This window comes from Okeania sp. KiyG1, assembly GCF_014132355.1.
Lineage (GTDB): Bacteria > Cyanobacteriota > Cyanobacteriia > Cyanobacteriales > Microcoleaceae > Okeania.
Window position 1 is genome coordinate 11,904 of the sequence record NZ_BLZO01000133.1, and the last position, 25,051, is coordinate 36,954.

Consider the following 25,051-nt stretch of genomic DNA (forward strand, 5'->3'; position numbering starts at 1 on the left):
AAAAACCTATATTTTGCGTTGATACTTAATCTAAAAATCATTACCACTTAGCAACGCCGGAAAAATCTTGCTTCTTTTTTATGCTATGTAAACACCTAGGCGGAATCTAATTTCAGCTATTAGCAGTCAGCTCTTCGGTGCGAAATGCGCTTGCATTCAGCTTTTTAAGATAATTTCTTCTAAATGATAGAAATTGTTGTGGGTAATATTGATTTTCGTAACATTCCATGAACTCCTTTATGAGGATTATTTACAACTTGAGTAATGTGAAAATTTACAGCAATAGAACACAGAATATAAGCATCTTCAGCACTCAACCCAACAAAATTTTCTAACCAACTAATCATTTGCTTTAAAGCCAATTCAAAAGCAGCATCTAGAGTATTGCCAAAACCAAAGGAAATAATATCAGTCGATGTTTCTGCCATAGGAAAAATTAATTGTAAATCTTTCCTAACCTTAATCTGAATAGTGCCATTCATGGAAGTTTCAATAGCCGTTACATTTATTTCTCCATCCCCCTGTGCAGAATGACCATCACCAATAGAAAATAAACCACCAGGCACAAAAACAGGTAAAAAAATTCGCGAACCAACCTGTAATTCTCGGCAGTCAATATTTCCCCCATAAATACCAGGAGGAATAGATGAACGTTGAGTATTTTCTGTAGCAACTCCGAGAATTCCAAAAAATGGTTGAAGTGGAATTTTTATCCCACTATTAGGAGGAAATTCAGCTATCTTTTTTTCTAAATCTAGTGGAATAAAGTTTAGTTTTGGTTCGGTAAATTGTTCGGGTAATGCACCCCATCCCGGACGAATAGAATTAAAACCCATCGGTAAACTAGGGTAAATATTTTCCAGAATAATTTCCAATACATCTCCTGGTTTAGCATCATTAATATATATTGGTCCAGTTAATAAATGAGGACCAACACCAACTTTTCTTTCTGCTGGTAAATTGTGACAAATTTCTAGAAATTCTGGAGTGAGAAATTCTCTAGGCGCTCTGTCGTAAAGATAATAACCCGTGTAAGTTTCTATATCTATGCGATCGCCAGAATTAATGATTAATGCTGGCTCTAGTTTATGGGAAAAACCTCCTAAATGAACAGTGTGACATCGAGCTTTTAAAATGTGCTTGCTCATCTTGTTTATTTTTTTTAAGATTTATCGTATATAATACCTATCTAAGTAAAATAATTTCAAATTTTCATAAACTTAACTTAAAATGATTCAAACTATAACTAAAACTAATCAAAGTTTTAAACAGTTACAGCCAGGAATTGGTATTGGTGTACCCCTACCTCAAGATTGGGTATCTATCAAGAATGAAGCTCTAGTAATTATTGTAGGTTTAACTGGTGTAGGGAAAAGCACAGTTATTAATACATTAATTGAATCTGGATTAGATTTTACTTTACTTCCAAATCGACGCACCCTAACAACAGAATTAATTATTCCTCATATTACAGCCACAAACGAGCAAAATGTTCAAACAATTTGTCGTATAGACCGCTTCAAATATACTCGTCAGTATCAAAAAAGTTTTCCCGGAGGTATGGGTCACATTTTAGCCCAGTTACAAGTTAATCCCTCTTTAATCAATCATCCATTAATTTTCGATGGTTTACGGGGAGAAAATGAAGTTACTTATGCTGCTAATACTTTGAAAAAAGCTAAATTTATAATTTTGGATGCCTCATTATCAGTTCGTTTAAAACGTCTTTTAACTAGAAGTGATGCTTTCGATAGAATCACAAAATATATAGATGATGAAGTAGTTAATCCCAAAAAGATTATGGGTTTTTCTGACTTTGGCATACCCGAAGCATCCAATTTATTTACCTTTGATGAAGAGCAGGAAATTTTAACTCTACTGGAAAGAGGAGTATATAACTCTGTAGATGTTTGTGAACGATTAAACATTCTGGTTGAGGAGAGCAAAAATTACAATTCGGAAGCAACAAAAACAACTTTACAGGCAATTGCTCCTGAGAGAACTTTGCTTTTAGATACTACTAAGTTTTCACCTCAACAAATTACTCAAAAAATTCTTGCTTACTTATTACTTAAAAATTCGAGGGTTTAAGTTTCCTACTATTTTAGGGGTAAGCATTTCCTGCGGAATGCTGCGCAAACAGCTATTAGCTGTCAGCTCTCAGCAAAAAAAAAGGGTGTTTTAATGAATATAGACTGTTTCAGCTAGCTTTTATAGTAAGTATAAATCCTGACTCAATTAGTAAAGCTTTTATCTAAAATAAAAAGCAATAGCTGATTGCTGATAGCTGACAGCTGAATGCTTACTTTTAGGGAGTAGGGAGTAGGGAATAGAAAAGAAGAAAAATGACTGTACCTCAGTAATTTGAGAAACACTATAACTTACTCAAATAACTAGACATCTGGTGAAAAATAAATAGGGTTTGCTGATTAAATCTAAAAGCATTGACATATAAAGGTTGAGCGCATTTTTTAGTTAAAAAAAGTCAAAGCTTAATGGTCGTAATGGTTCAAAAAATTAGCATTTTAGGCGGCTTTGTCGCGCAGAATAATCAAGGGATTATTCTTCCTCCTACCTCCTCTACAATTCCCATTTCTCCTGTCTCCTGTCTCCTGTCTCCTGTCTCCTACCCTTATCCACAAGACTTTTTCAGCAAACCCTAAATAAACCTTTTGATTAGGGTGTGCTGATTAAATCTCAAAGCACTTCTAAATAAAGGTAAGTGCCTTTTTATAATCGAAAAAAGTGTGCCTGTTTCAATCCTAAACCCTCAAAAAGTGAGTATTTTGGGGTGAGTATGACAGAAAAATCAAAGAACAATTATTTCTTCTACTTTCTCTGTCTTCCCCTCCTGGGAGGTGAAGTAGGGGAGTGGGGGAGTTAAACCACCCCTAACCCCTCCGCTGGAGGGGAAGCAAACATAAGAATAATTAACATTAACTTAGCTTAAATTAGCGAAAAAGTGATTTTACTTGTACCGATCAGTTGACAACTGAAGTACTGCTCAAGTATAGCAATAATGCATGGGAATTGGTATAAGGAGATGGAAGGAATGCATAAGGGAAAAAGGTTAAAAAATACTCCCCACCTCTCCGCCTCCTCATCTTTTTTTAAATAGATATCAAATGGGTTATATACCACGCGAACGAGTTGGTGTTTGATATAAACTGATGATGAAGCAAAGAAGGGGAAATGTTTTTTCTACTGTTTCCCGTTCCCTTTTCCCGACTATGTGTCAAAAATATTTTCTAGGTTTGAAAAGTGAGCGTTATGAGAAGTATAAAAATTCAGGCGTTGCTGAATGCTAATGATTTTTAGATTAAGTATCAACGCAAAACATAAGTTTTTCAATTTTCCCTTCAGCTACTTACCATTACATTTCAACAACTCAACAACGCCCAAATTCAGATAGCAATCAGAAATCATTTGTCAAAAATCTAAGGATATATAAAAACTCTGAAACTTTTACCGAATAATTAAGGTTTAAAGCCTCTCTTTTCAAGGATAAAAAAATTTCTCTACCGCGTAAATCCTCTCCTTGAAAAGAAGAGATAATTGTTAATTATTAATTATTGAACCCTATTCCCTTTTCCCGACTATGTGTCAAAAATATTTTCTATGTTTGAAAAATGAGCGTTATGAGAAGTATAAAAATTCAGATAGCAATCAGAAATCATTTGTCAAAAATATCAGGATATTTAACGAAGTCAGAAGTTATTTTTGTGACGGAAATTTTGAGCAACTCTCTAAAAAAAAATCGCCTTAAGAGGCGGGGTTTTAGACCCATATTATTTTGATAAAAACTCTGAAACTTTTACCGAATAATTAAGGTTTAAAGCCTCTCCTTTCAAGGATAAACAATTTTTCCTATCGCGTCAATTCTCTCCTTGAAAAGAAGAGATAATTGTTAATTATTAATTCTTAATTCTTAATTCTTAATTATTAATTATTGAACCCTATTCCCTAAAATCCACAATATCTCACAACTCAAATAAGATTGCTTTGCTATAGATTTTAACAATAACTTAAATGTTCTTAAATATTATTAAATATCTTTAATATATAGCATTTTTTTGTGATATTAATTGTAATTAACCATACTAACCATAATTCCTGTAATATGTTTAGCTGAAAATTATAGAATTATGCCTAAACTAAAAAAATGCTATTAAGTAAATTAGCCATAGTTGATTCTACTCTGCGAGAAGGAGAACAATTTTTTAAATCTAACTTTTCTACGAGTGATAAAATTGAAATAGCTAGAGGATTAGATCAATTCGGAGTAGAATACATAGAAGTTACTTCTCCGAGAGCTTCTCCTCAATCTTATAAAGATTGTCAAAAATTAGTTCAATTAGGTTTACAAGCTAAAGTTGTCACCCACATTCGTTGTCATCTAGAAGATGCAAAAATAGCCCTAGATACAGGTGTAGATGGCATTAATCTGTTCATCAGTACTTCACAAATTTTACGTCAATTTGGTCATCGTAAAAGTATAGAAGAAATTATTGATATAGCTACAGAAGTTATCACTTTTATTCATCAAAAAAATCCTCAAGCAGAATTGCGTTTTTCTACTGAAGATTCATTCCGTAGCTCTCTTTCAGATTTACTACGAGTCTATTTAGCAATTAATAAATTAGGAATAGTCGATCGCTTTGGAGTAGCTGATACAGTAGGAATAGCAACTCCCCATCAGGTTTATCAACTAATTCAAAAGATAAGACAATGCTTTTCTGAGGATATAGAATTTCACGGTCATAATGATACAGGTTGTGCCATTGCTAATAGTTTTACTGCTTTTGAAGCGGGGGCAACTCATATTGATACAACTGTTTTAGGGATTGGTGAACGTAATGGAATTACTCCTTTAGCTGGATTAATTGCTCGTCTTTATACCCTCGATCCACAAACTTTAAATAATAAATATTCTCTGTCTTATCTCCATCAATTAAACCAATTAGTAGCGGAAAAAATTGAACTTTCTATTCCTTTTAATCATTGTATTGTAGGAGAAGCTGCATTTAATCATAAAGCTGGAGTTCACACTAAAGCAATTCTCAATAATTCTAGAACTTATGAAGCAATAAATCCCACTGACTTTGATTTGAGTCGGTCAATTTTAATTAATCATAAACTTACAGGTAAAAATAGTATTAATCATCGTGCTATTCAACTCGGTTTGAATTTAAACAACTTCCAAATTCAAGCTATTACTCAAACAATTAAAAATTTAGCCGACCGACAACAACTGACTCTAGAAAATGTAGATGAAATTTTGTTTTCATCCCAAAACAATATATAAGCATTTCCTCCGGAATGCTGCGCAAACAGCAGTCAGCAGTCAGCAGTCAGCTATCAGCTATCAGCTATCAGTTATTAACTAATTATCTTATGCTAAATTCAAAAAAGGTCGCTACAGTATTAACCTCAACACTCCTAGTAACAGACTAAAGCACTGTAACAGTATTTTTTGAAAATAGTATTAGAAGGAGAATTCAAAATTATGTTTATCAAAATAATAATGTTTTTGGAGGTTTGCTCAAATCCCCGTTACAAAAACAACTTCTGACTTCTGACTTCGTTAAGCAGCATTCCGCAGGAAAGAAGAAGGTAACAAGCTAATCTTAGTAAGTCCTTTACTTTCAAAAGCTGTTTGCGCAGCATGACAAACGGAAATGCGAGCTAGCTGAGTGCTTACACAAATATTGATTAAATTTTTCCTTGGTGAAAAGAGGTATAATATCTCGTCTGGATAAGAGGGCGAACAAAAAAACTTTCTCCTTCTAATACTCTTTCTTCTTCTTTCTTCCCTCCTGACTCAGTCTTTCCCCTCCCAGGAGGGGTTAGGGGTGGGTTGACTCCTAAGTAATTAAGATTAATATCATACCCGCGCTTTACCAACGCCAATTTTTTTAGCATCAGTGCCAAATCTACCACAATATTAATATATTCCTTTGTTCCCAGAGAATAAAGACACCACTAAAAAGCACAAAAATAATTACCAACTGACGGAACAATTGAGGGCTAATTTTTTCTAATACTAAATTACCCAACCAATTACCCGGAAAAGCAGCTATTCCTATAAGTATCCCATATCCCAGCAAAGGCAAAGTTAAAGTACCAAAAATGGCATAGGCGATCGCTTTAACAATATGAACTATCATCCGGTTCACTGCTTGAGTGCCCAATAGTTCCTCTTTTTCCAAGCCAAAATTAAGGTAAAAAGGTGCAAGTATCGGTCCCATACTACCAATAATACCTGACAAAAAGGAATAAATAAAACCTGCTGGTAGAAAATACCAAGCACGAACAGTAAAAGATTGCTCTTGATTCTTAATAATTAAATTTATCCCAGAAATAACTAGAAATAATCCTACTAAAAAACTCAGCCATCCTACAGAAATTTGGGTCAACATAAAAGCCCCCAAACAAGCACCAACAATAGCACCCGGTAGTTCCCAAAAAATTACTGTCCAGCTAATTTTTTGCCGATAAGTAAAAGCACGTTCAGCATTACCAATAATTGCTCCAGTTGTAATAATTGGTGGGATGGCTAAAGCTCCTAAAAAAAAACCAATGACTGGCATTAAGAGAAATGAACTACCGCCACCTGCTAGGGTACTGACAAACCACCCAATAATACTTGCTAATGTTAACCACAAATAGTTCATATTCTTTGAAAATTTATAATATTTTACTACTAATTATTTCTGCTTTATTTTTTGATTTATAAGTTTGACCATTCTACCAATATTAAAGCGACATTGAAGAAGGGTTTTTAATAAAATTGTAGAACCTCAAAATCAACTTAAGGAATTATAATGGGATGACTGTTTGATTAATTAGTTATATAACTCCGTTCTGCTCGAACGTTATACGCGCTACATACAGCGAAGCGAAACGAAAAATAATCCCTTCCCTTCTGCCTTTATAAATATTCAACAGCAGATCATAGTAGGTAAATTTTACCGAAGTCAAAAAATTTTAAGGATTTGAAAATTTCTGATATTCCGATAAAGTTTGATTTTAATATTCTGAACCTGACTCCTAAAATGCCATCAATTAATTTGCAATTTTGCCATTCATATCTAAGATTTTTGCGGAACTATTTCCACACTTTAAAAGCCTTAGATCGGCGCTCAATTAAAATTTATATTATGGAGAGAGTCCTCTTTCCACATTCTCTGAATATAGGAATCTTGTTTTAGTTGCTGCTAAAAATATATTTTAATTTATGGAACACCAGTTCTAGGAATAGGAATCTAAGTTTTAGAGTTTTTATATATCCTTCCTTAAATTTTTTACCGAATAATATCATGTCCGCGCTTTATCGTTTGTGTAAACCCAAGGGTAAATATCTATAGAAAATTTAAGTTTTTTCAGACTTTTAAGTCTTCTATTCTAGATAAATAAAGCCTTCTTGCCTCTTCCTTCTTCCTTACCAATCATTTGGAATTTCTATAGAAAAATCTAAGGCTTTAAATTTTTCATCTCATATCAATAATCTTCTCCAGAAGCTACTAATAAAAATTTAGTAGTAGTTTCTAGAGAAGGAATTACTAACAAAATTCATTGATTCAAAACTTAATTAACATTGCTACTTAAGGAAGTGGCTATTCATAATATAACCCTTCTATCGGCACACCATCCTCATGTTTGTTTTCCTTTGATTTTCCTGGTAATGACTTACCATCAATACCAATACGATTAACTGGAATTTTTTCCTTTTCTGCACCTACTCTCATCATAACCAGAGGTTCGTCTCCACAACTTTGAAACTTGTAAAAACCACCTCTAGGAATTAATATACCTTGGTTTTTGCTGAAAACTCCAACTTCACCATCTTTGCCAAAGAACCTAGCTTTTCCAGCTAAAATTACAAAAGTATGGTCCTCTCCAGGATGAGAGTGTAGAACATTTTCTCCCCCTTGAGCGTAACATTTAATTCTCACGCTCATTAAATCAGTTTTGGCGAGGGTATAGTCACTTCTTCCCTTGCTCAAAAGTTGAGTTTTGAGTTGAAAAACTTGAAGTTCTGGACTTTCGTTAGAAATTTTTTCTGTTAATTCTTGATTAGCAACCATAGCAGGTATTTTTTTTTACAGAAAACACTAAACATAAACAATAGTATATTAACCGAATTCTCTAATAATATTCATTATAAAAATATTAATTTTTACTACGTCCAATTCATCAATTCTAGTCCAAGTAATACCAAATCCGGCTATCAAAAGCACGTTTTTCAAATCTCTCTCTAACCTTTCTGCCTTCTGCTCTCTCCCTTCTTCCTTACTTTCATAAATAAAGGTTATTTATAGACCAGATTTAGTTATAATTAGCACTCAAAAAAACAACTCTATTCTCATCCAACTTGATTGTATTAAAGTAAGCATTCAGCCGTCAGCCATCAGCTAATAGCTGTTTGCGCAGCATTCCGCAGGAAATGCTTACGTATTAACTATTCAAATTTAAGTCCAAAACTGATTTTCTGAAGAAGGGGCAAACGCCGCACATAATTTTTTCCACATTGGGCATTTCATCTGTAAAAATAAGCCTGTCTTAATCGCCTAACAATTTCTCCATGAACTTCACTACGGATACGGTTACCACGCTGACATTGTTCCAATTTCACATTATCGATAAAAAACTTTACAGCCAAATCTATAGTCCCTTCTCCACTGCGTCCTATTGTCACATTATTCATCCAAATTTTGGGATGTTGCCAAGTAGCATAAATTTGAAATCTATCCTCCATCCATTTCCATAACTCTTCACCATAGTCATCCAACTTAGTTTCTAAGAAACTATTATTAGCATTAACAATTTGCTGTAAGAATTTATCCATTCTCATCTTTAAAAAAGCAATTTTTCTTTCCAACTCAACCTTTAAAACTTCATTATCTTCCTCAATTAAATCTGGATCTTTCTGCCAAATTTTATACCAAATTCTTAGCAAGCTAATCAGAGTATTTTCATCCATATTTTCTGATTCTTTCAAAGAAAATAACCTTTTTCCTCTTGTTTTTTCTGAAATTATTTCAAAGCCTATTGTTCTAAGTATTTCCATATAGTAACCCTGAATTTCTCTGACTTCTCCTCCATCAAGTCCTTCCTTTTCTAGAAACTGAATTTTGCTAATCAAATCTTTCATTGCTTGTTTGATTTCTGCGAGCTGAATTTTTAATTTTTGCTCTGCTATGAGACGCTGATGACCAAATTCTTTCTTTGATAAAAGATTATCCTGTACATCTAACAATCGATCTTTCACCCTGTAAAAATTTTCTATAGCCACCAACTTTTTATCTATATCTCCTAAAGTATCTGGATGACTCAACACAACTTCTTCAATAATTTTAATGGCTTGATTTGGGTCGCAGTCACCTCTGATTGGTACAATAATTGTATAGTAATAATTCGGATTCGGACGACTAAAATTAATCAGCTTTTCACTTTCTAAAGTAGCGTTAGGAAGAAATAAATCGCAATGACTTTCAATCAAATATAAGGTGGTCAACCTAATTCCCACAGATTTAATTACAGCCGTCGAGCCATCCTTTAAAGCAACAACATCACCAAATTGAAATGGCGTATCTATCAATAATACCAAACCACTAAAAAGTTAGATAAAATATCTTTCAATGCAAAACCGAGTACAAATGTCACACCGCCAAATCCTACCCATAACCCAGTTAAATCTATTCCTAATGTTTGTAGAAATAAAAAGCCTCCTATCAAGAATATAATGATTGGTAGAGTATTCTTAACGATAGGAACTAATACATCATCCCACTCTGCCTCTGTTTTTTCTGCGTACTGACTGAGGTAGTAAGAAACTACCTGAGTAAATAATTCACTTACTAAAAAAGTGCTGACAGCAATAATTGCTGCAGTCAATAATCGTTCAATAAGAGCTAAATATTGTAAAGATTCTAAATTATAAATTGCTATTTTGATAAAAATCAGGATAAAAATTATTGGCAGAGGAGTTTGTAAAATGTTTAGAGTTAAAATTCCTATTTCATTATTTAACTTCCGAAATAAAAACCTAGCCCCATAGAAGACAACTATATATAAAATAAACCCTAAAATAGTCCAAATTAGTAAATCTCCTAGAACATTACTTAACTCCTCTTTAATCAAGAGTAGAAAATTGATGCTTGGAGAGTCTAATACTTGTAAAACTTTCAACATAGTCTAAATTAATTCCTATTCATTTTTTCAGTTGAAACGAAACTTTGAAGAAGGCAGAAGGCAGAAGGCAGAAGGCAGAAGGGAAAATTGCTTATGGGGTCCACACCCAAAACAAATTTAAGCACCCCCATTGACGCTGGGGTATTAAACCCGCAAAAGAAAAGATAATTTAAATTGATAAGTTTAACAGCCAATGACCAGAACATCAGGTCTGATATAGAATCCGGGTAATTAGTGATCGTATTGGTGACATCTCCCACACGCTCGCTGACGCTATAGTGTGGGCTTCTCGTTTCGCAGCCCCGGTATCCCGTCGGGCTCCACAAGCTTTAAAGACGGAATGCCCTACCGCCCTATTTTTGATATTTATCGCTGCATTTAAGTCGCACTAAGAATTCAGGAGTCAGGAGTCAGGAGGCACGGAGTCAGGAGGCACGGAGTCAAGAAAGGATTTGAACTATTAAATTTTTAAATTCGTATTCAAACAGAACATCTGTATTCTGAGGAAGTAATTTTACAATTACTGTATAAGCGGATTATATATCAAGCCTCCCCTTTCAAGGGGATAAAAAAGAAAATTAAGTATTTTTTTGTATCCTACTTTAGTAGGAGGTACTGATAACTGATAGATAACTGATAGATAACTGATAACCAATAACTGAAATTACCGAAAAATTCAAGTATAAAGCCTCTCCATTCATGGAGAAAAAAGCGGTCGAGGGATGGCGAGGTCCCCTCGCCATATCCAATCGACCAAGACAGCGGTCGTTTGCGGAGCAGTCCGTTAGGATGGGATGGCGTTAGCGAAGCGGCTCTGATCAGAGCGGGTCCCCTCGCCATATCCATGAGACCAAGACAGCGGTCGTAGCGCAGCTTCCCGTAGGGTGGGATGGCTCCAAAACCTGCGCCATATCCATGAGACCAAGATAAGAAAAAAATCCTTTGATCCAACCCTCTTAAATTATAACCCACATTCCGCACCACAAAATGTAGCAACAGAAGAAGGAGTCAGGAGACAGCTATACTGGAGACAGAATTTTAGAAGAAAATCATAACTGCCGTGATTGAGTAATCAATTAAGTAAGTATTTATGCGTAAATTTTTTACTCGGAAGATCGATCGACGAAAAAAGTAATTGAGATGATTTGCATAGTATAAATACTTACCAAACTACTGATTTATATACTACTTTTAATGAGACGCTCTTGAAGTGCGGAATGTGGGTTATAAGAAAAGGTAATTCTAAATTCTAAATTCTAAATTCTAAATTCTAAATTCTAAATTCTAAATTCTTGACCCATCCTAACTGCCAATCATCTCCCCCGTGGCCAAACGAGTACCATTAGCAAAATCCCAACCAGAAACCGCCTTCTTTCCTGACAACTGAACCTGCCACAATAACAACCAACCAGCGCCAGTTTGTACCACTGGTCCCAAACCCTTAATAACTTTCACTACTTCCCCCACACTCCCAGAAACCTCAGACTCAGAAGACCAAACCTTCTCTAACTTCTGCAACTCAGGTGGCAACCCCGACCAATATTCAGCACCTACTGGCACAGTTGCCATTACCTTCAAAGACTGACCCCGAAAACTGGTGACACAGTTAGGAAAAAACCCCCTTATTTGGTTGTGAATTTCCAAAGCACTCCTGGACCAGTCAATTTGATAATCAGAATTTTGAATCAGCGGAGCATAAGTTGCCAAAGAATCATCTTGAGCAATAGGTTCAATATCCCCTTTCTCCAACTTCAACAAAGTTTCCCATAATAAATTAGCCCCATCCTTTGCCAAAACTTCCACCACAGATGCAGCATTATCCAATAAACCAATAGGAGTAATACTCTTCAACAGCATTGGACCAGTATCCATCCCCACATCCATCAACATCGTGGTATTACCTGTTTCCTTTTCACCATGATAAATAGACCACTGAATAGGAGCAGCACCGCGATACTTAGGCAAAATCGAACCATGAACATTGACACAACCCAACTTAGGCATATCTAAAATTTCCGCAGACAAAATCTGTCCATAAGCAACTACCACAAATACATCTACTTGTGCTTGTCGTAATAAATTGAGAGTTTCAGTATGTTTTTTAACTCGACGGGGTTGCCAAACAGGGATACTGTGAGAAACTGCTAATGACTTAACTGGAGATGGGATAAGTTTATTGCCACGTCCCCGTCGCTTATCAGGTTGAGTGACAACTGCCACAACTTCAATTTCTGGCCGAGTTAATAATTTTTCCAGAGTAGGAACAGCAAATTGGGGTGTGCCAAAGAATATTATTTTCATAGAATTATAATAAGTCAAAAGTCAAAAGTCAAAAGTCAAAAGTAAGATTTTATATACTTACAAAACGAAGTTATAAGTTATAAGTTATAAGTTATTAAGTAAGATTTTATAGAGCTACAAAACGAATGGTATAAAAACATTCTCTATCTTCAACATTACCAAATCTTGATAAATTTTTTCCCTCCTGACTCCTGAGTCCTGTTCATTATATGGATAATGGATAATGGATAATTGATAATTACCTCTGGTTAAAACCGTTACGGAATTGAATATAAGGAATATTTTCTTTTCTCTTGGTCGATTGGATATGGTTAGGAAACCCATCCATCCCACCCTACGGGAAGCTGCGCTTTTTCCTTCGGAATGCTCCGCAAACATGTCGCGTAGCGTTAACGTAGTTATGCGCCAGCAAAACGACCGCTTTTTCCCCTTAAAAGGGGAGGCTTTAGACCTGAATTATTTAATTATTAATTATTAATTATTAATTATTAATTATTCGGTGAATATGTACCTCAGACATTTACATTTACGACAGTTTCGGAACTATCTAGACCAGAAAGTTAATTTTGATGCTGCCAAAACAATTTTAGTGGGAGATAATGCCCAAGGTAAATCTAATCTACTGGAGTCAGTAGAGTTACTTTCTACTCTCAAATCTCATCGTGTTAGTCGCGATCGCGATTTAATCCTAGATGGCAAACCAGCGGGACAAATACAAGCTAACTTAGAAAGACAAGTTGGAAATATTGAACTGACTTTAACTGTACGGAGTCAAGGTAGACGTACTGTAGCAATTAATGGTGAAACTTTACGTCGCCATTTAGACTTTTTAAGCATTCTGAATGTGGTTCAGTTTTCCAGTCTAGATTTAGATTTAGTCCGGGGTGGACCTGAAGTACGCCGTCACTGGTTAGACCGACTCTTGGTACAACTCGAACCTGTCTATGCTCACATTCTGCAACAGTACAATCAAGTTTTACGCCAACGGAATGCTTTATTAAAGCAGATGCGCCAACAGAAAATGGCAGCAGAAACTACTGGTTCCATAAATTCTATTTCTACTCAAGAATTAGCTTTGTGGGATGCTCAGTTGGCAACTACTGGAGCGAGGGTAATTCGCCGAAGACAGCGTGTTTTACAGAGGTTAGCTCCGTTAGCGAGTGAGTGGCATCGGGCGATCGCTGGAAATATGGAAATTTTGCAGATGGAATATTTGGCGAATGTGATGGTTGATAGCAAGGAATTGATTATTCAAGATAGTTTGGAGGGTGTGCGTCAGGCTTTTTTAGAAAAAATCAAGGCACGGGCGATCGCCGAACAATATCAAGGTACTACAGTAGTAGGTCCTCATCGAGATGATGTAGCTTTTATCATTAATGAGACTCCAGCACGACAATATGCTTCTCAAGGACAGCAACGTACTTTGGTGTTAGCGTTAAAGTTGGCGGAGTTGCAACTTATTGAGCAGGTAGTAAAGGAACCACCGTTGCTTTTATTGGATGATGTGTTGGCAGAATTAGATTTGCATAGACAAAATCAGTTGTTAGAAGCAATTACTGACCGTTTTCAAACTTTGATTACAACTACTCATTTGGGGTGTTTTGATGGTCAGTGGTTACAAGATACTCAAATTCTTTCGGTGCGATCGGGACAAATTAGTTATTTCTTGGATTTTTGATTATGTCAAACGAGGGAACAGGGAAGAGTTCATTAATTGATAATTGATAATGGATAATTGATAATTACCTCGGGTTTTAACCGCTACGGAATTGAATATAAGGAAATATTATTTCTTTATTTCCCCGATCAAGGGGAGGCTTCAAGGCGCGAATTATTTAATTATTAATTATTAATTATTAATTATTCGGTAATACCAAATTGATAAATGTTTGCTACAAATAGTTAGGGTATTTATTATAATTTCCGTTTGTCATGCTCCGCAAACATAATTTAGAATTTAGGATGCAGAATGGATATATTTAATACCATTTTTGATGTTGTGAATTACATTTTTAGTGAAAAATACTTTATCTGAAAGTCTTTTATGATGCTGATTATTCGTAACATTCTTTTTTTTAAATGGTATAAGAAGGCTTAATATCATGTCCGGATAATCAGTTGTTCAACAATTAATAATTATATCATGTCCGGATAATTAGTTATAAAAAACTTTCTCCTTCAACTCCAGTTCTTCTTCTTTCTTCCCCTCCACCGGAGGGGCGAGGGGTGGGTTGACTCCTGAGGACTCCGTAGTTATTTATTTATCACTGTTCAACCGGACATGATATTACCTCTCCTTGAAAACGGATAGGATTGACTAATAATGAAAATTTTTTCTTGTTTCTCCTTTGATATAGAATCCGGTTGAATAGTTATTGTATAGTTGGGAGTGGGGGACCCACCCTAACCCCTCCCAGGAGGGGAATTGGGGGAGTGGAGGAGTAGGGGAGATTAAATATTGAAGTAATCAGGACTTACGCACTGACACTAAATCCAGTGAGGGCGAATGCCATTTGCGTTCCGCAAAGCTCCGAATGGCGCCCCTACTTATGGGGTTTTCAAGGTTAATTTGCGTAAGTCCTGTTAATTATAGAATTATCAACATATACTATATAACCGGATTCTATATGAGAGAGAGGTATTTTACCTTAATTATTCGGTAAATAAAGGTTTTTGCCTTTTGAGAATCGAAAAGAGTGCACTTGTTTCAATTCACTTACCCTCAAAAAGTGAGAATTTTGGGGTGAGGGGGGCAGAAAAATCTCCCGAACAATTATTCCTACTACTTTCTCTGTCTCCCCACCCTCCCCGCGTCTCCCACACAAGGACACGGAGAAGGGGAGACACGGAGACACGAAGAGAGGGAGATAAGGTGTCACCGCGTCACCGTGTCACCGTGTCAAATCTTACACCCTCCCCACACTTTGCTTTTTTCAGCAAACCATAGTTAGTCCCTACTGTGGTCTGCCCAAATGAAAACCGCTTTTTATTCACCTAAAATATATAAATAAGTTTAGTATATAGGAAATAAAAAATGGATAATAATCAAAAGTCTGTACATACTTGGTGGAAAAGTCGTATTGCCGTTTGCTATTTGGTAATTACAAGTATCTTATTAATAAGTATCAACCTAGTAGCAGAAATAGTCTTAATTCAACAAAACTTGAAATGGCAGTTAGAGAAACTAGAAAAAAAAGCTGAAAATGAAGTCCAATTTTTAAGTACTCTCAGTGGAGAAGCAATTGTCAAGTCAAATTTCAGCACCTTACAAAAATTTATGGGGCGTACAATTCATGATAGCAATTTTATTTACAGTGTTGTCATAGATCGACAAGGAATTCCCCTAGAAGCTCAAATCGATCTAGAAGACCCGACGATCGCCAAGCAGCTTAAAATACATAACTTGAAAGAAAATAATATTCTCAATATTATTAATCACTTTAAAGAAAAAGATAATATATACGAAGTAAGTTCTCCAATTATTAATAATGGTGAACATCTTGGAGAAACAAGATTAGGTTTTTCAGTCAAACAAATGAGAGCAGAATTATCTCAAAATGTTATCAAAAATTTAGCTATTTCTATGACTATGAGTTCAGTGCTAGTGACTGTAATAATAATTTTGTTTCAGCGACAGGTAGGCGTTCCATTACAAAAATTAACTGAGTTTGCTACAACACTGACCAAAAGAAAATTAAACGAAAATAATCATACCCAAGGTAACGATCAAATAGGCATTATCCAGGGTAGTATGCATCAAATGGCCACTCAAATTCAAGAAAATTTGTTAGATTTACAACAGCAGATCGTAGAAAGGGAAAAGACAGAAACTGCACTGCTAGAAAGAGAAGAAAAATATCGCTATGTAGTTGATAATATCGCAGAAGTAATTTTTCAAACAGATGCTACAGGTAAATGGATATTTCTCAATAAAGCTTGGGAAAATATGACAGGTTTTACAGTAGAAGAAAGTCTAGGAAAGAACTTTTCAGATTTTATACATCCATCCGATCGCCTCCAAACTATAAACAAGTTTCAAAGTTATATAAATGGTCAAGATAGTAAAAATGAAAATCAAAATGAAAATATAGAATCCCGCTACCTAACTCAAGAAGGCGGGTTTTGTTGGACTGAAGCATTTGTCCAAACTCATTTCGATGCAGATGGTAATTTAACCGGAACATCGGGAACTCTTAATAATATTACCCAACGCAAACAAGTTGAGGAAGCTTTAAAACTTAGTCAGTTTTCCTTAGACAAAGCTGCGAATGCAATTTATTTAATGGGTGATGATGCCAAATTTTTCTATGTAAATGAAGCTGCCAGTCGTACTTTAGGTTATTCCAAAGCAGAACTTCTACAGATGAGGGTTTTGGATATTGATACCATCATCTCATCTGAGGAAAAGTGGAAGCAACATTGGCAAGACTTGAAAAAATTTCGTTCTTTCAGACTAGAAAGTTTTCACAGAACTAAAGAAGGTAAAATTATTCCAGTAGATGTGACTGTGAATTATTTAGAATTTAATGGTAAAGAGTATAATTGTACTTTTGTTCGGGATATTAGCGAACGTAAACAAATAGAAAAAGAAATCCGAGAAGGAGAAGTAGCTATTCGTTCTCTGTACAAAGTCGCTTCAGCACCAAAGCTTAACTTTGAACAACGAACAAAAGGACTTCTAGCTATGGGAAGACGACGTTTTGAACTTGAAATTGGTATTCTAGGATATATTAACGGCGATCGCTACAAAGTCATTGCCTTACAAAAGCCAAAGCACATTGATTTTTCAGTTCAGGTAGGAGATGAGTTTGATTTAGACAAAACTTTTTGTGGAATAGTCTTTCGTGCGGAAAAACTTATATGCTTTGAAGCAGCTCAGGAATCAAAATGGCATTCTCACCCTGCCTACACTGACTTTGGTTTAGAGGCATATATGGGTACTCCTGTAGAAGTGGGAAGAGTGCCTTATGGTGTACTTGCCTTTAGTAGTTTCAATCAACGGACGACACCTTTCAAAGAAAGCGATCGCCAACTTTTAAAACTAATGGCTCAATGGGTAGGTAATGAATTAGAACGTCAGCAAGCTCAAATAGCTCTAGAAAAACAAGTCCAACGAGGAGTGTTGCTGAGGCAAATTAGCCAAGAAATTCGCCAGAGTTTAGATATTCATACAATCTTTCAGACTACAGTTAACCAAGTGGGTCGTGCTTTTAAAGTAAATCGCTGCATGATTCATACCTACATTAATATAGCTCTACCAGAAATTCCCTATATGGCAGAATATTTGGAGACTGGGTATCCATCTTTACTAAATTTGAAAGTTCCAGTTATCGGGAACCCTCATGTGCAACAAATTTTATCCCAAGACCGAGCTGTCTCTACTCCTAATGTATATACTGATCCGTTGCTCAAATCAATGTTAGATTTATGTCAGCAGATAAATCTCAAATCAATGTTGGCAGTACGAACTTCTTATCAAGGAAAAGCTAATGGTATTATAGGATTACATCAATGTGACTCTTATCGTGAATGGACAACAGAAGAAATAGAATTATTGGAAGCAATAGCCGAACAAGTAGGTATAGCGATCGCTCAAGCTAATCTTTTAGAGGAAGAAGTTTTGCGAAAAGAGGAGTTGACTCTAAAAAATTGTGCTTTGGAAAAAGCGACAAAAGCAGCAGAAGCAGCAGCTCAAGCAAAAAGTCAATTTCTAGCCACAATGAGTCACGAAATTCGGACACCGATGAATGCTGTAATTGGTATGACAGGTTTACTCCTAGATACAGAGCTGCAACCTCAGCAAAGAGATTTTGCTGAAACTATTCGCATGAGTGGAGATAGTTTACTGACTCTAATTAATGATATCCTTGATTTCTCAAAAATTGATGCTGATAAATTAGAACTAGAAGAACAAGCATTTGATTTACAACAATGTATTGAGGAATCTTTGAATTTGTTAGCTTTGAGAGGGCAAGAGAAAAATCTGGAGTTGGCTTACATGGTTGAACAAATGACACCCCTGAAAATTGTCGGAGATGTGACTCGTTTACGACAAATTCTAGTAAATTTGCTCGGTAATGCCATTAAATTCACTAATGCTGGAGAAGTTACGATTCATGTACAGGCAACTCCCAGGGACAGCAGTAACGATAACGACATTTATGAGATTCAATTTGCCGTGCGAGATACTGGTATCGGCATTGCTCCAGAGCAAATGGACCGCTTATTTAAGTCTTTTAGTCAGGTTAATTCCTCTATTAATCGTAATTATGGTGGTTCTGGTCTAGGTTTGGCAATTAGTAAAAAGTTAAGTGAATTAATGGGGGGTAAAATGTGGGTAGAAAGTACAGTAGGAGAAGGCTCAACCTTCTACTTTACGATAGCTGCTAGACCTGCGATCGACTCAACTAACGTTAATGAAGAAGCAAAGCAATATTTAGCAGAAAAACGATTACTCATAGTAGATGATAATACAACTAATCGAAAAATGCTAGCTTTACAAGGACAGTCTTGGGGAATGTTAACTTGGGCAGTTGCTTCTGGTAGCGAGGCGGTTGATTTAATTCACCAAGGCATGAAGTTCGATCTAGCTATATTGGATATTGATATGCCTGAAGTGGACGGCTTGACTCTAGCGATAACTATCCGCAAACAAACTTTAGGTCAAAATTTACCTCTGATTATGTTAGGTTCATTAGAACAACAGAAGCTGTTAGCAGAATTTTCAGATGTTAATTTTGCCGCATTTATTAATAAACCAATTAGAATATCTTCACTTTATAATACGATCATTAATATTATTACAGGCAAAAAAGTCAGTATAGAAAATTTAGCTGTTGCACCGAAGGCTAAAATTAAGCCAGTACAAAACTTGCGAATATTACTGGCAGAAGATAATGTAGTCAACCAAAAAGTCGCCTTACTGCAGCTACAGCAGTTAGGATATCGAGCAGATGTGGTGGCAAATGGCATAGAGGTTTTAGAGGCTTTGCAACGTCAACCTTATGATGTAGTATTGATGGACTTGCAAATGCCAGAAATGGATGGGTTGGAAGCGACTCGTATTCTACATCAGCAATATTCTCCTGAATTATGCCCACGCATTATTGCTGTTACTGCTAACGCTATGTTAGAAGACCGCAATGAATGTTTGGAGGCTGGCATGAGTTATTTTATCTCTAAACCCATCCAAATTCAAGAGTTAGTCCATGTACTACAGCAAGTTAATCGAATTGATGCAGATATATCAATATGGCAAAATAATTTTGATACTAATATTATTCAAAATAATCAACATTTAAGTAATAGTATTATTAGAGATAATTCGATAAAAAAGGCCAATTCAATGCAAGATATTACAATGTTAGAGTCAATTAGAAAGATGGGAGGCGATGAACTTTTAAATGAAATTATTGGAGATTATCTTAATTATGCTCCTGGTAGGTTAGCAGCAATTCGAGAAGCAATTACTGCTAATGATGCTAAAGCATTAAGAAGGGCAGCTCATGTTTTGCGCTCTAGTAGTGGTAATCTGGGAGGAGTTATTATGGGCGATATATGTAATCAGTTGGAAAATTTGGGACGGGCAGATACTACCATAGGAGCAGCAGAAATTTTTTCTAAACTTGAAAATGAGTACGAACAATTTAAACAATATTTAATTAATTTTAAATTTAGTAATAATATTGATTCGTCAACTTCTCAAGAAACTGCTGTGGCTGAAGATATCTCTGCTGATACTTTCAGTAATTCTATTAATAATATTAATCACTCAGTTTTAGATTTAACAGTTTTAGATTCCATTCGTCAAGCGGAAGGCACAAACGCAAATAATGTTATAGCTAAAATGATTGAGGATTATTTAGAAAATGCTGCTCATTATATGCAACAAATTTTCAATGCAATTGCTATTAATTCAACAGAAAAATTGAAACAGTATACTCAACGTTTGGGTGTTTTTAGTTATCAAATTGGAGCTATAAATATTCCTAGTTTATGCGATAAATTAGGAAATTTACCCGGTTCTGAACTGATAACTGAAGGAATGGATTTGGTATTAGAACTTGATAGTGAATATGAAAAAGTAATAGCAGCTTTGAAACAGGAGTTATTGACCTATGTAAATACTTAAAATTTTTACATAAAAATTGTGGTTTAAAGCTTCCTATTTTAAGGGGATAAAAATAAAAATTTTCCTTTGAGTCAATCCTCTTTCTTTAAAGGAGAGATAATTGTTAATTATTAATAACTAATTATTAATTGTTGAATGTATTTCATAGTGCATCTCCATTTTTACCGAAAAATTTAGGTATAAAGCCTCTCCATTTATGGAGAAAAAAGAAAAAAAATCCTTTGATCCAATCCTCTTATTTACAAGAAGAGGTAATTCTAAATTCTAAATTCTAAATTCTAAATTCTTGAATGTAAATCTGAAGGAGTATTACAGTTAAATAACATTTTTTCTGTCTGAGTATCAATGGATATTTGTTGAATTGGAATTCGAGTTAGTAATTTTTGAAAGGAGCGATCGCCAAGGTCAATATATTTTTGTAATTCAATTTTTATCTGTTGCCGATAGAAGCCACATAATGGTTCCCACCCTTGAGGTGTTTTCGGAACAAAAGCTAAAATTTCAGGGTAAAGTTGGTTCAACTGAGTTGCCCAAGTTTGAATAATATCTAAGTTCAACAGAGGTAAATCACACCCTAATAGTAAAATCCAATCACTATTAATTTGAGCTAATCCTTGATGAAAAGCAACTAAAGGTCCTTCAGTTTTAATCTCTGTTAACCATTCACATTCTGTAGGTAAAATATGCTGATATTTTTCTGGCCAAGGAGTAATAAGATAAACTTTTTCCGTACATTCACTAGCTACTTGATAAACTCTTTTTAGCATAGGTATATTTTGCCAAGGAATTAGGGCTTTATCTTTACCCATACGAGAACTTTTACCACCTGCAAGAATGAGTGCTACTAGATGATTTTTCTGGAGTGAAACTGAAGATGTATTCATGAGGTATTTGACTTCTTTAGTTAAAATAAATAGGGTTTGCGCTCAAAAGTCTTTTAGTAGGGGTAGGAGACAGGAGATAAGAGACAGGAGACAGGAGATAGGAGACAGGAGACAGGAGACAACCCACCCTCGCCCCTCCTCCCAGGAGGGGAAGGGAAGACAGGAAGAACGGGGGATGAGCGAGGAGGTAGGAGTAAAAATTGTTCCAAGATTGTTCTGTCATACTATGCGCCTAAAATACGCTCCATGCATGAGCGTCAACAGCTGAAAACCAGGCACTGCAATTCGACCTCAAAAAGCCTAAAGTCTTTATATGTCAATGCTTTTAGATTATATCGGTAATATCATGTCCGGATAATTAGTTATAAAAACTTTCTCCTTCAACTCCAGTTCTTCTTCTTCTTCCCTCCACCGGAGGGGAGGGGCGAGGGGTGGGTTGACTCCTGAGGAGGTCCTTCCCCTCCCCTCCACGGTCGGGGTTAGGGGTGGGTTGGGAGGGGAGGGGCGAGGGGTGGGTTGACTCCTGAGGACTCCGTAGTTATTTATTTATCACTGTTCAACCGGACATGATATAAGCCCTAAATATAAATCTTCAAAAATCAAAAATCAAAGCAATTATTTTCTATGAAATTGTCAATTATTTATCCCTGTTCCCTATTCCCTAAAATAAGATGCCTAATATTATGTCCGCTTAATTAGCCTCCGCGTTAACGCAGTTTTGCGCCAGCAAACGAAAAACTTTCTTCTCCTTATCCTACTGATATATTCTTTTTTTCACCACTTCTCTTTACTCCTGACACCTAACTCCTGACACCTGACACCTGACTCCTCCCTAAGATTTGATGTAAATTAACCACATCACCAATAACCGCAATAGCTGGTGCTTTAAACCCAGTTACTTCAATTTGCTCTACAATAGTTTCGAGAGTAGCAATTAATTCTTTTTGGTCGGGACGAGTTCCCCACTGAATTAAAGCAATGGGTGTTTCTGGAGAACATCCGGCAGCTATAAGTTCTGTGATAATATTATGTAAGTTATGAACTCCCATATAAATCACAATAGTTTCTGAACCCTGGGCGATCGCTTGCCAGTTTATATTTGCTCGATATTTACCTGTTGCTTCGTGACCTGTGACAAAGGTAACTGAGGAACTATAATTTCTGTGGGTCAGGGGAATACTAGCATAAGCAGGTGCAGCAATACCAGAAGTGACCCCCGGAACAACTTCTACAGGTACTCCTGCTTCTATTAAATCTTCCATCTCTTCTCCACCACGACCAAACACAAAGGGGTCGCCTCCTTTCAAACGTACCACCACTGCATGAGTTTGAGCTTTTTGAATAAGTAGTTGAGTTGTTTGTGTTTGTGGTAGAGAGTGGCGACCGCGACGTTTGCCTGCATTGATTTTTTCTGCATTAGAGTTAATCATTGCTAGGATAGGAGCGCTAACTAGAGCATCATAGATAACAACATCTGCTTGTTCTAATAGTACTTTGCCTTTAAGTGTCAGTAGTCCCGGATCTCCCGGTCCTGCTCCTACTAAATAAACTTTGCCTATACATTTTGACTGATTCATATTTATTATTTTAGCTAAATCGCTCTTGAGCCTCACGCCATAATCTGTGATTTGGCATCAGATGAATCGGCGGTAAATTAATGGGAGGAGATGTCCCATTAATTTACAAATTTTTATGTTATCATCGAATTATGCTGCTTTGAGCTAATCGCCGCCAGTAATAAACCATGAAAATTTAATAGGATATGGGGTTGTTGGCCCGAATTCCTAGTCAACCGTGGGAAAACGTAAAATCTTATTCCGGAACTAGGTGAGCAGTTTTTGATGTGCAAAAAGAGCGGTGGGGCATCTCGTTCTTAAAGCACGCGCTTGTCCGACGGGATACCGGGACTGTGAAACGAGAAGCCCACACCATACCGTCAGGTTAGTGTGGGAGTATGTCACATAATTATGCAATATAGTTAATTGACTATTCCCCTGACTGAAGCCAAGGAGATTCTTAGTTTATACTACGCCACAGGATAAATCCTTGTTGCTTCGTTTGTTCGAGCGCTGACCAAAGATACACTCTCTGGGGAAAATTTCCGTGATGCCCCTACACAGTCGGCGGTAGTCTAAACCTAACCTTCTGCTTACTTTTCTCATAATATTTGCAGCCCCATTACAGTCTGCATTAATCAACCAATTATTACCACTTTTACATAAACCACGCTTTATTCTTTTGAAAAGTAATGTATGTAAGCTTTTAGGGTTTAGTAAGTGAGAGAAAAATCTTTATATTAGTTAGACTTATCAAATTTTATTAAATATATTTGGAATTTAAACTGAATTTTGCAAAAAAAGTTTAAATGAGCTATTTAGGGGAAAAATAGGGATAATTTAGGTGCGGTCGCGTTCTCATTGGCCATTCCCTTAAAGTATTGATATGTAATAAATACATGGCGGTTGCAGGGAAAGAAATTTTCGTGTATTTTTGAAGTAAGTGATTCGCTCTGCGTAGGTGCTTGATAAAATGAAAAAGGGTATTAGTGAGCGGGAGTGCGATCGCGCTAGCGTAACGTAGTTTTATCGCGTAGCAGAAGGTAGTTTTATAGCGCTTCCTATAATTACGTTTTTTGTTGAAAAACTTGCAGCGTAGCTTTTAATTGAGCTTTATAAAAATTTAATACTTTTGACATAGTTATCAGTTTGACTGCAAATTAATGTCTGTAAGGTTTTTAGGGTTTAATGAACGGTACTTATAAATTAAGCGTATAAAATATTGTTAAATATATTTGGAATTTCAACTAAACTTTGCAAAAAAAGTTGAAATTAGCTATATGAGGGGAAAAATAGAGGTAAAAAGGGTTGTTCATGGCGGATAAAAAATTTGATTAACTTCGATAGGATTAATTCCATACTTAAATCTTGCGTGTGTATTTACTTTAGTGGAGGTAAGTTTATGGCTTGGCATTTACCTATTGCAGGAGCAGCTGGTCTAGTTGTTGGGTTAATCAAAACTTGTGCAGATCTAGAAGAGGGTAAAAGTCTAGGAGACTCTTTAATGGGAGGCTTAGATGTTGGTTTGAAAGCCTCAACAACTGTAGCAACTCTGGGGTTGGTTTCTCCAGATGCTGGTATTGATATCGGTGGCCCTGATGGGGTTTGCTACGATCCTGACGGATCTTGTCGAAAGGATGTATAACTGCTAAGGAGTATGCTACTCCAGTAGGGTGCGTTTGACTGCGTGATATGTTTGCGGAGCATTCCGTCAGGAAAAATGAAATGTAACGCACCTTACTTAATTACTATCCAAAAATACTTTTAAATTCACCAACTTTCAAAAATAGGAAGTACTGATAACTGTTAACTGTTACCTAATAACTGTTTTAAGTAGTTACTGACTTACTTGTATTTGATTGTTGTTGAGAATATAAACCTGCTTTTAAGTTAGCTTTATGTTCTGTTTCTGCTGCTACTTCTGCCTTTGCTTCTGCCACAATATCCCCGAATACTTCTACAGTTTCTGCCAAAGCACCCCTTTA

The 25,051-nt window shown here is 35.9% G+C and carries 14 protein-coding genes; 5 read left to right on the plus strand and 9 right to left on the minus strand.

Annotated elements, in window-relative coordinates; translation table 11 throughout:
- Positions 1-179 precede the first annotated feature (179 nt).
- Complete coding sequence (locus tag SAGCYANO_RS31625; RefSeq protein ID WP_202223702.1) at positions 180-1,148, minus strand: acetamidase/formamidase family protein; 969 nt, start codon at positions 1,146-1,148, stop codon at positions 180-182.
- An 82-nt stretch (positions 1,149-1,230) separates the two neighbouring features.
- Between SAGCYANO_RS31625 and SAGCYANO_RS31630 the strand changes: the two genes are divergently transcribed.
- Both SAGCYANO_RS31630 and lysS read left to right on the plus strand, forming a co-directional pair.
- Entirely contained in the window at positions 1,231-2,091 is an 861-nt protein-coding gene (locus SAGCYANO_RS31630) for an AAA family ATPase (protein WP_202223703.1), read from the plus strand.
- Positions 2,092-4,162: 2,071 nt separating this feature from the next.
- A complete protein-coding gene (gene lysS / locus SAGCYANO_RS31635; RefSeq protein ID WP_202223704.1) occupies positions 4,163-5,305 on the plus strand; it encodes a homocitrate synthase in 1,143 nt (380 codons plus the stop codon).
- A 628-nt stretch (positions 5,306-5,933) separates the two neighbouring features.
- Here the strand turns inward: lysS and SAGCYANO_RS31645 are convergent.
- The 5 genes from SAGCYANO_RS31645 to fmt all read right to left on the minus strand — a co-directional run bounded on the left by SAGCYANO_RS31645 (position 5,934) and on the right by fmt (position 12,495).
- Positions 5,934-6,674, minus strand: a complete 741-nt coding sequence (locus SAGCYANO_RS31645) for a sulfite exporter TauE/SafE family protein (protein WP_202223706.1) — start codon at positions 6,672-6,674, stop codon at positions 5,934-5,936.
- A 942-nt stretch (positions 6,675-7,616) separates the two neighbouring features.
- Positions 7,617-8,087 (minus strand): cupin domain-containing protein, encoded by a 471-nt coding sequence (locus SAGCYANO_RS31650; protein ID WP_202223707.1) that lies wholly within the window; start codon positions 8,085-8,087, stop codon positions 7,617-7,619.
- Positions 8,088-8,539: 452 nt separating this feature from the next.
- A complete protein-coding gene (locus SAGCYANO_RS31655) occupies positions 8,540-9,610 on the minus strand; it encodes a mechanosensitive ion channel domain-containing protein (RefSeq protein ID WP_202223708.1) in 1,071 nt (356 codons plus the stop codon).
- Entirely contained in the window at positions 9,598-10,194 is a 597-nt protein-coding gene (locus SAGCYANO_RS31660) for a mechanosensitive ion channel family protein (RefSeq protein WP_202223709.1), read from the minus strand. Before SAGCYANO_RS31660 ends, SAGCYANO_RS31655 begins: the two co-directional genes overlap by 13 nt.
- A gap of 1,302 nt (positions 10,195-11,496) precedes the next feature.
- On the minus strand, positions 11,497-12,495 hold the full coding sequence (gene fmt, locus SAGCYANO_RS31670) for a methionyl-tRNA formyltransferase (RefSeq protein WP_202223711.1): 999 nt from the start codon (positions 12,493-12,495) through the stop codon (positions 11,497-11,499).
- A 505-nt stretch (positions 12,496-13,000) separates the two neighbouring features.
- Between fmt and recF the strand changes: the two genes are divergently transcribed.
- On the plus strand, positions 13,001-14,173 hold the full coding sequence (recF, locus tag SAGCYANO_RS31675; RefSeq protein ID WP_202223712.1) for a DNA replication/repair protein RecF: 1,173 nt from the start codon (positions 13,001-13,003) through the stop codon (positions 14,171-14,173).
- 1,356 nt (positions 14,174-15,529) lie between these two features.
- A complete protein-coding gene (locus tag SAGCYANO_RS31680; protein WP_202223713.1) occupies positions 15,530-20,626 on the plus strand; it encodes a response regulator in 5,097 nt (1,698 codons plus the stop codon).
- A gap of 278 nt (positions 20,627-20,904) precedes the next feature.
- On the opposite strand, the gene SAGCYANO_RS31685 is transcribed toward SAGCYANO_RS31680, so the two are convergent.
- The gene (locus SAGCYANO_RS31685; RefSeq protein WP_202223714.1) at positions 20,905-21,510 is read right to left on the minus strand and encodes a molybdenum cofactor guanylyltransferase; all 606 of its coding nucleotides are present in this window, start codon (positions 21,508-21,510) and stop codon (positions 20,905-20,907) included.
- Positions 21,511-22,310: 800 nt separating this feature from the next.
- The gene (gene cobA / locus SAGCYANO_RS31690; RefSeq protein ID WP_202223715.1) at positions 22,311-23,087 is read right to left on the minus strand and encodes a uroporphyrinogen-III C-methyltransferase; all 777 of its coding nucleotides are present in this window, start codon (positions 23,085-23,087) and stop codon (positions 22,311-22,313) included.
- Between the two features lie 1,381 nt (positions 23,088-24,468).
- Here cobA and SAGCYANO_RS31695 point away from each other — a divergent pair.
- The gene (locus SAGCYANO_RS31695) at positions 24,469-24,711 is read left to right on the plus strand and encodes a hypothetical protein (protein WP_202223716.1); all 243 of its coding nucleotides are present in this window, start codon (positions 24,469-24,471) and stop codon (positions 24,709-24,711) included.
- 184 nt (positions 24,712-24,895) lie between these two features.
- Here the strand turns inward: SAGCYANO_RS31695 and SAGCYANO_RS31700 are convergent, their stop codons facing one another.
- A complete protein-coding gene (locus tag SAGCYANO_RS31700) occupies positions 24,896-25,039 on the minus strand; it encodes a hypothetical protein (RefSeq protein WP_202223717.1) in 144 nt (47 codons plus the stop codon).
- Positions 25,040-25,051: the final 12 nt, after the last annotated feature.

Coding starts and splice junctions, on each gene's coding strand:
- SAGCYANO_RS31625 (WP_202223702.1), bottom strand. CDS start 1,148: ATGAGCAAGCACATTTTAAAAGCTCGATGTCACACTGTTCATTTAGGA.
- SAGCYANO_RS31630 (WP_202223703.1), top strand. CDS start 1,231: ATGATTCAAACTATAACTAAAACTAATCAAAGTTTTAAACAGTTACAG.
- lysS (WP_202223704.1), top strand. CDS start 4,163: ATGCTATTAAGTAAATTAGCCATAGTTGATTCTACTCTGCGAGAAGGA.
- SAGCYANO_RS31645 (WP_202223706.1), bottom strand. CDS start 6,674: ATGAACTATTTGTGGTTAACATTAGCAAGTATTATTGGGTGGTTTGTC.
- SAGCYANO_RS31650 (WP_202223707.1), bottom strand. CDS start 8,087: ATGGTTGCTAATCAAGAATTAACAGAAAAAATTTCTAACGAAAGTCCA.
- SAGCYANO_RS31660 (WP_202223709.1), bottom strand. CDS start 10,194: ATGTTGAAAGTTTTACAAGTATTAGACTCTCCAAGCATCAATTTTCTA.
- fmt (WP_202223711.1), bottom strand. CDS start 12,495: ATGAAAATAATATTCTTTGGCACACCCCAATTTGCTGTTCCTACTCTG.
- recF (WP_202223712.1), top strand. CDS start 13,001: ATGTACCTCAGACATTTACATTTACGACAGTTTCGGAACTATCTAGAC.
- SAGCYANO_RS31680 (WP_202223713.1), top strand. CDS start 15,530: ATGGATAATAATCAAAAGTCTGTACATACTTGGTGGAAAAGTCGTATT.
- SAGCYANO_RS31685 (WP_202223714.1), bottom strand. CDS start 21,510: ATGAATACATCTTCAGTTTCACTCCAGAAAAATCATCTAGTAGCACTC.
- cobA (WP_202223715.1), bottom strand. CDS start 23,087: ATGAATCAGTCAAAATGTATAGGCAAAGTTTATTTAGTAGGAGCAGGA.
- SAGCYANO_RS31695 (WP_202223716.1), top strand. CDS start 24,469: ATGGCTTGGCATTTACCTATTGCAGGAGCAGCTGGTCTAGTTGTTGGG.